7 protein-coding genes are annotated in these 7,136 nt (G+C 71.0%); 1 reads left to right on the forward strand and 6 read right to left on the reverse strand.

The genetic code is table 11. From position 1 onward, the window contains the following. Positions 1 to 5: 5 nt before the first annotated feature. Positions 6 to 950 (reverse strand): carbohydrate ABC transporter permease, encoded by a 945-nt coding sequence (locus tag ACT4N7_RS21645; RefSeq protein ID WP_444830628.1) that lies wholly within the window; start codon positions 948 to 950, stop codon positions 6 to 8. Beyond that, positions 950 to 2,362 (reverse strand): ABC transporter substrate-binding protein, encoded by a 1,413-nt coding sequence (locus tag ACT4N7_RS21650; protein ID WP_444830629.1) that lies wholly within the window; start codon positions 2,360 to 2,362, stop codon positions 950 to 952. The genes ACT4N7_RS21645 and ACT4N7_RS21650 overlap by 1 nt, the downstream gene beginning before the upstream one ends. 383 nt (positions 2,363 to 2,745) lie before the next feature. Here ACT4N7_RS21650 and ACT4N7_RS21655 point away from each other — a divergent pair, with 383 nt between their 5' ends. Continuing rightward, a complete protein-coding gene (locus ACT4N7_RS21655; protein WP_444830630.1) occupies positions 2,746 to 4,062 on the forward strand; it encodes a BtrH N-terminal domain-containing protein in 1,317 nt (438 codons plus the stop codon). On the opposite strand, the gene ACT4N7_RS21660 is transcribed toward ACT4N7_RS21655, so the two are convergent. The 4 genes from ACT4N7_RS21660 to ACT4N7_RS21675 form a co-directional block, all read right to left on the reverse strand. Then, positions 4,043 to 5,014 (reverse strand): DHH family phosphoesterase, encoded by a 972-nt coding sequence (locus tag ACT4N7_RS21660; RefSeq protein WP_444830631.1) that lies wholly within the window; start codon positions 5,012 to 5,014, stop codon positions 4,043 to 4,045. The two genes, ACT4N7_RS21655 and ACT4N7_RS21660, sit on opposite strands and share 20 nt — an antisense overlap. A gap of 220 nt (positions 5,015 to 5,234) precedes the next feature. After that, the gene (locus ACT4N7_RS21665; RefSeq protein ID WP_444830632.1) at positions 5,235 to 6,131 is read right to left on the reverse strand and encodes an alpha/beta hydrolase; all 897 of its coding nucleotides are present in this window, start codon (positions 6,129 to 6,131) and stop codon (positions 5,235 to 5,237) included. Positions 6,132 to 6,229: 98 nt separating this feature from the next. Next, a complete protein-coding gene (rbfA, locus tag ACT4N7_RS21670) occupies positions 6,230 to 6,691 on the reverse strand; it encodes a 30S ribosome-binding factor RbfA (protein WP_444830633.1) in 462 nt (153 codons plus the stop codon). A gap of 28 nt (positions 6,692 to 6,719) precedes the next feature. Then, entirely contained in the window at positions 6,720 to 7,016 is a 297-nt protein-coding gene (locus ACT4N7_RS21675) for a DUF503 domain-containing protein (RefSeq protein WP_444830634.1), read from the reverse strand. Between the last annotated feature and the right edge of the window lie 120 nt (positions 7,017 to 7,136).

Below are 7,136 nucleotides of genomic sequence, written 5' to 3' on the forward strand. Positions count from 1 at the left end.
GCCTCCTAGAACTGGATGGTGTCGCGGCGCATCAGTCTGCGCAGCAGCACGACGAGCACGGACACGAGGGCGATCATCACGACAGCGGCGGCGCAGGCCATGCCGTACTCCGGCGAGCCCTGGGTGCCGAAGGAGCGGTCGAAGACGTAGACACCGAGGGTCCACGCGCGGATCGGCGGGGAGTAGGTACCGGGACCGGCGAGCACGAACACCAGCTCGAAAATCTTGATCGCGCCGATCGTCCACAGCACACCGGCGACCCCGATGACGTCCCAGGTCAGCGGCAGCGTCACGTGCCGGAACTTCTGCCAAGGGGTCGCCCCGGCGATGTCGGCGTCCTCGTAGAGATACGGCGGGATGCGGTCGACCGCGGCCATCAGAATCGTGATGTAGAAGCCGGAACTGGCCCAGATCAGGCACCCGGTGACCACCCAGGTCACGTTCTCCGGCGCCAGGAACTTGACCGCGTCCAGGCCGACCGACTCCAGCAGGTAGTTGACCAGGCCCTGCCGGTTAGGCCGGAAGATCAGGATGATGCCGAAGAACATGCCCAGCGCGACCGGGGCGACGATGTTGGGGAAGAACAGGATCGCCCGGACGATCTTCCCGCCGCGCATCTCCCGCAGCACCATGGTGAACAGGAACGCCAGCAGGAACGTGCCGACGCCGCCCACGACGATGTAGAGCAACGTGTTGAGGAACGAGTAGCGAAACGAGTCCGAGGACAGCAGTTCGACATAGTTGTCGACCCCGTTGAACCGCGGCGTGTCGCCCGCCCCGGCCCACGAGGTGAACCCGAGCACCACGGTCGCGATCGTCGGCACCACAAGGAAAAGCACGTACAGCGTGACCGCGGGCAGGAAGAACGGGAAGAACAAACGCTTCTTGCGGACCAGGTGCGCACCCGCGGCGGGCGAACCCGCCGCGGGTGCGGAAACCGTCGCGGTCATCAGCCGGTCGTCTTCCAGAACTCGGCCTGCTTGGCCGCGAGACCGTCGACGAACTCCTGCGCGCTGATCTTGCCCTTGAGCAGGTCGTTGTTCAGCGGGTAGAAGACGTTGTCGACCCACTTGCCCGCGGCGAGACCGTCGAGGCCGTCCATGAAGATCGCGTGCTCGGCGTCGGACTCCAGCGCCGCCTTGACGTCCTTGAGCGAGTCCGGCACCGCCAGGTCGGCGCGCGGGGTCAGGTTGTCGGCCACCGCGGGGATGCCGGAGAGGATGTCCTTGTTCAGCATGTAGGCGATGAACGCCTTCGCGGCCTCGGGGTGCTTGGCCTTGGCGGTCACCGCGAACCCGATCGGGAGCTGCTCGACAACCTTGTGCGTGGCGCCATCGGGCTGCGGGAACTGGAAGGAGCCGTAGGTGATGCCCTTGTCGCCGCCCTGCTTGGCGAGGTACTCGCGGGTCTCACTGGGACCCCAGCTCCCGACGAACAGGTACGCGGCCTCGCCGTCGGCCCAGCGCTGCTGGATCTGCGGGAACTTCGCCGCGTCCCAGCCGTCGATGAAGTAGCCGCCCTTGGCCAGCCGCGCCACCTGCTCGGCGGCCTTGAGCAGGCCGGGGTCGGACTTCCACGCCGCGCCGGTCTTGTCCAGCGCGGTCTTCTCCAGCCCGCCCGCGCCGACGTAGCGCGCGGCGATCTGGGTGTAGAAGTAGGCGTTGTAGAAGTTGATGTCGCCGTCCTGGCTGACCGCGGCGAGGCCGTCGGCCTTGGCCTTGTCGAACAGGCCGAACAGCTCGTCCATCGTCTTGGGCGGGGTCAGATCCTTGACCAGATCCTTGTTGTACCACCACGCGTTGCCCAGCAGCTCGTACGGGATCTCGAAAATCTTGCCGTCGGCGCCCTTGTTCTGCGGGATGTCGTAGGACGACGCGGGAATGACGTCGCGAACCTTCTTCTCGCCCTCACCGATCTTGTAGTCGAGCACGTCATCAACCGGCTGCGTGCCGCCCGGGGCGACGATCGCGGCCTTGACCTGGCTGATGTCCTGGTCGAACAGGTCGGGCACGGTGTCGGTGTTCAGCGCGGGGGCGACGTTCTGGGTGAGCAGCTTGCGACCGAGCCACTGCACGTCGACCTTGACACCGGTCTTCTCGGTGAAGCACCTGATGGCCTTGCTGAGCACCTTGCCCTGCGGCTCGTCCGCGGTCCACATGGACCAGTAGGTGAACTCCTTGTCCGTGGCGGGCTTGGTGCCGACCTCGGGGCAGGGCGCGTTGAGGTACTCCTCGACGCCCGGGAGGGTGAGCGCCGCCGCACCTCCGCCACCGCCGGAGCCCGCGTCGCCGCTCCCGCATGCCGCGAGAACGAGCGAGGACGTCGCAGCCAGCGTTATGGCCGCAAACCTGGTCGATCGCATGGTCACCACCTGATCGGATCGCCGATGATGCGTCGGCTGCGTATTTGTGCGCAGTTTTCGCTCGGTTCAAACATCTGTCAACAGCTCGACGCACGATGTCGCACGGCGAACCAGTGACGATTGGTTTATACCACCTGAGCGGCCGGACTTGGGCCGCCGATCGGTCCCGGAGACGGCCCTGGTGCGGTCGCGGCGGGGTGCGGCATACTGCCCGCGGGCGAGGTCTCGCGCCCGACCTCCTGACCGGGAGTCCACGCCTCCCGGCACCCGCGGAGGCGAAGGGGATGGATGTCCTCGGACCGGTCCGACCTTCGCCGTGGCCCCCGCACGGGGCGACCGGACGCGACGCGTGGAGTCCGCCGGTGCGCCCGGGAGCCGACGCCATGACCCGTCAGAAGAGTCTCAAGAGCCTGGTGCGCAAGCGGATGACGCACACCGGCGAGTCCTACACGACCGCGCGCAGGCACCTGCTCGCCCAGCAGGGCCGGGCCGCCGCGCCCGCGTTCCCGCCGGGGGTGCTCGCCGGCTACACCGCCACCGGCGGCGGCACGCACCACCCGTCCGCGCTGCTGCGCAACGTGCTCGCCCAGCGCGGTGTCCGCGCGCCGCACACCGGGACGCCCTACAGCGAGGCGATGCTCGCCGGACTCGGCGGCGGAATCGGCTTCCTGTACGCGGTGTTCGAGTACCGGGACTTCCCGTACCCGACGATGACCGTGGTCGCCCAGCACCACCCGGAGCCGTTCCTGCCCGCCGCGCTCACCCGACTCGGCGCCACCCACCAGGCCACCACGACCACGAGCGCGAAGGTCGCCGCCCGGCGACTCGCCGAGGCGCTGGACGCGGGACTGCCCGCGGTGTGCACTGTGGACCGTGCGGGTTTGCCTTGGCACGCGGTGGAAAACGGGTTCTCCGGCGACCCGTACGAGGTGGCCGTGATCGGCCGCGACGGCGACGCCGTGTACCTGGACGACGTGTGTGTCCGGCCGAACCCGTTGGCACACCAGGACTTCCTGGCCGCGTGGGGCGCCACGGCCAAGCACCGACTGCTCACCGTGACCGACGCGCCGGAGGTCGACCTCGCCGCCGCCGTCCGCGACGCCGTGGCCACCACGGTCGCCCACCTGACCGGCCCGGTGCTCGGCCACGCCTACGACGTCAACTTCGGCCTGTCCGGCATGGGCCGCCTGGTGGCCGCGCTCGGCGACCGCACCGGCCGCAAGGGCTGGTCGACGCTGTTCGGCGGCCCGGCCGCGCTGTTCTGGGGCCTGCGCAGGCTGCACGACTGCCTCGAACTGGAGTACACCGCGCCCGGCGCCACCCGCCCGCTCTATGCCGAGTTCCTCACCGAGGCCGCTCCCCTGGTCGGCGACGACCGGTACCTGGCCGCGGCCGCCCTGTTCCGCACCTCGGGCGAACACTGGTCCGCGCTCGCCGCGCACGCCCTGTCGGCCGCCCCCGCCCTGACCCGCTACGACGACCTCGCCGAGCGCAAGCTGACGCTGATGATCACCGGCGGCGACAAGGCGGAAATCCGTGCTGTCAGCCGGGAAATGGCCGCCCTGCCCGCCGCCTACGAGGCCGCCCCACTCGGCGACGACGCGAGGGACAAGGTTCTCGATCGACTCCACGACCACGCCGACGCCGCCATGACGGCCGAGCGGGAGGCGGTGGCGCTGCTCAGCCGAGCGCGTTCGTGATGGACGCCAGCACGTCCTCGGCCGAGCCGCGCGCGGTGAACCCGGCGGCGAGCCGGTGTCCCCCGCCGCCCAGCCGTTCGGCGACCGCGCGGACGTCGACGGCGCCGACCGCGCGCAGCGACACCGTCCACCGGCCAGGGGCCAGTTCCTTTGCCACCGCGGCGATCTCGGCGCCCGCGGTGGCGCGCACCAGGTCGATCACGCTGTCCACGTCCTCCGGGCGCACACCGTCCACATCGGACGAATAGACCACGGTGCGCACCAGGCCGAGCCCATCGGCCGCGTCGGGCACCAGCTCGGCGCGGCCGAGCGCGGCGGACACCATACGCAGCCACGGAAACGGGTGCGAGTCCATCAGGTCGCGGGTGAGCGCGGCGGCGTCGACACCCGCGTCGAGCAGGCGGGCGGCGACTCGGTGGGTGCGGGCGGTGGCGCGGCGGAAGGAGCTGGTGTCGGTGACGATCCCGGCGTAGACGCACGCCGCGATCGCCGCGTCCAGCGTGACGCCGAGTTCGTCCAAGAGGTCGAGGACCAGGATCGCGGTGGCCTCGGCGGTCTCGTCCACGAGGTGGTCGGTGCCGAACCGGGTGTTGCCCAGATGGTGATCGACAACGAGCACGCGTCCGCCCGCGGCGATGGTCGCGGCAACCCGGTCCGCCAGCGCGCCGAGCCTGCCCACCGTGCCACAGTCGAGCACGACAAGCAGCGGCGGCACGGCCGGGACCTCGGCGGCGGGCACCACGAGACCGCCAGGATCCAGGCGCCGCAAGGCATCGGGCGCCCGAGCGGGCGAGGCGAACGAGACCCGCACCCGGGCCCCGCGCGCCCGCAGCGCGATCGCCAGGGCGAGCGCGCTGCCGAGCGCGTCGGCGTCCGGGTTGACGTGCGCGAGCAAGGTGACATCGGTGGCGGCGCGCAGCAGGGCGGCCGCGGCCGCGAGTTCGGTGCCCATCCCGCCAGCCTCACGCACTCCCCGCGTCGTTGCCACCCGAATTCGCCTCCGACAGGCCCCGACCACCAGCGCCACCGGACCAAAGGTCTACGCCAATCCCCACCCGCCCAATCCCCACCCGCCCTGGGGGCCTGCCCTGCTCCAGCTTATCGGCCAGTGGGGGGTTGGGCAGGGGTGGGCGGTTTTCTGTGGATGGTTCAAGTGGATGTGGACAACTTCGTCACGGCGGCTTGGCCAACTGCTGGCCGATGAACCCCAGCGCGTCCGGCAGCACCCGGGTCCAGTAGGCGTCATCGTGGCCGCCGGGGCCGATCACGGCGGCCTCCGGCTTCGTCCTGGCGACAAGCTGGCGCGCGACCGGCAGGAACGAATCCCCGGTGCCGCACCAGATTCCGAGCGCCGGGCCTGCCAACTGCTCGGTGTGGCGCAGCGGTTCCGTGGCCTCCCACTGCGCGCGGCTGGCGAACACCGACCGCGCGCGGGCCTCGGTCCAGGAGGTGAACAGGGCCGGACTGATCGCGGCCGCCGCGCGCACGGTCGGGCGGTGGGCACGGACGTAGCCGAGCGCCCCGTACGCGCCCATCGAGATGCCCAGCACGGCCGCGGGCGCGGGTACCAGACCGAGCGCGGCCAGCCAGGTGGGCATGTCCTCGTCGAGCATGCGCTGTGGGTCGTCCGGCGGGTTCGCCACCCAGTACGAGTCGCCCCCGTCGACCGCGGCCACCGCGAACGGCGGCGCCCCGGCGCGGACGACCTCGGACAGCATCGCGGGCACGCCGAGGTCGGTGAACACGCGCGCGTTGGCCCCGCGCCCGTGCAGCGCGAGGCACACCGGCAGCTCCACCATGCTGATCCCCTCGGGCCGCATGACGATCAGCTCCACCTCCCGCCCCCGCGCGGGCGACACGAGCCGCTGGACGGTCACCGGTTGGGGCAGGGGTGTGGTGGTGGTCGCGACCGTCGTGCTGGTGGCAGGCGGCGCACCGTCCACTGTGGACGGTTTGGTGGGGCGCAGCAGCCAGTAGCCGAAAACGCCAAGGCCCGCCGCGGTGCCCAATCCGGCCGCCGTGGCGGTCAACAGTGTGCGCCGCAGCCGATTCGGCGGTCCGGCGGCCATGCGAGTCCTGCCTCACCTGCGCCCTGAGCGGCCGGAGGACCGCCTCACCCGAATCTTCGCCGGTTCGGCCGCCGTACGCTAGGGCATTCGGTGCAACGTCACCGAGCGTCGTCGTCCTCGTCGTCGTCTTCGCGTGGGGCACGGTAGGGGTCGGGCTCGCCCGCGTGGGTGGCGCCGGAGGCCATCGCGGCGACTTCGGCGTCGGCCGCGCGGGCCAGGGCGAGCAGGTCCTCGATGCGCTTGGAGTCCTCGGGAATGGTGTCCGCGACGAAGGTCAGCGTCGGGGTGAACCGCACGCCGGTGCCCTGGCCGACCATGGTGCGCAGCACGCCGCGGGCGCTCTCCAGCGCGAGGGCCGCACCCTGCCGGTCGGGCTCGACGTCGAGTTTGTCGCCGAGGACCGTGTAGTACACCGTCGCGTCGTGCAGGTCGGCGGTGACCTTGGTGTCGGTGATGGTCACCCTGGCCAGGCGCGGGTCTTTGACCTCGTGCTCCAGCGCGGACGCCACTATCTGGGAGATGCGCTTCGCGAGTTTGCGGGCGCGGGGTGCGTCGGCCACGACGCTCCTTCTTTCTTGGTCGTTCGGGTCAGTCGTCGTCCGGGCCGAGGAGGCGGTGCCGGGCGGACAACAGTTCGAGTTCGGGCCGCCCGGCGACCAGACGCTCACAGGCGTCCAGCACATCGCGGACGTGGGTGGCGTCGGCGGCGACCGCGGCCACCCCGATCAACGCCCTGCGGTGCAGGTCGAGATGGCCCGCCTCGGCGACGGACACCTCGAACCGGCGGCGCAGCTCGGCCACGACCGGCTTCACCGCCGAGCGCTTCTGCTTGAGGGAGTGGACATCGCCGAGCAGGACGTCCAGCTCCAGGGCACCGACATACAACAGGCATCACCGGGTGAAAGTAGGACCGGGGTGCCCGCGACCCCGGGCCCCCCGGCAAATCGGCAGCAGCCGCGCGGCGTCTCGCGCCACTCGGAGGTCTCGATACGGTCGCCCCCCCGC

It is taken from the genome of Actinokineospora sp. (assembly GCF_052390155.1).
GTDB lineage: Bacteria > Actinomycetota > Actinomycetes > Mycobacteriales > Pseudonocardiaceae > Actinokineospora.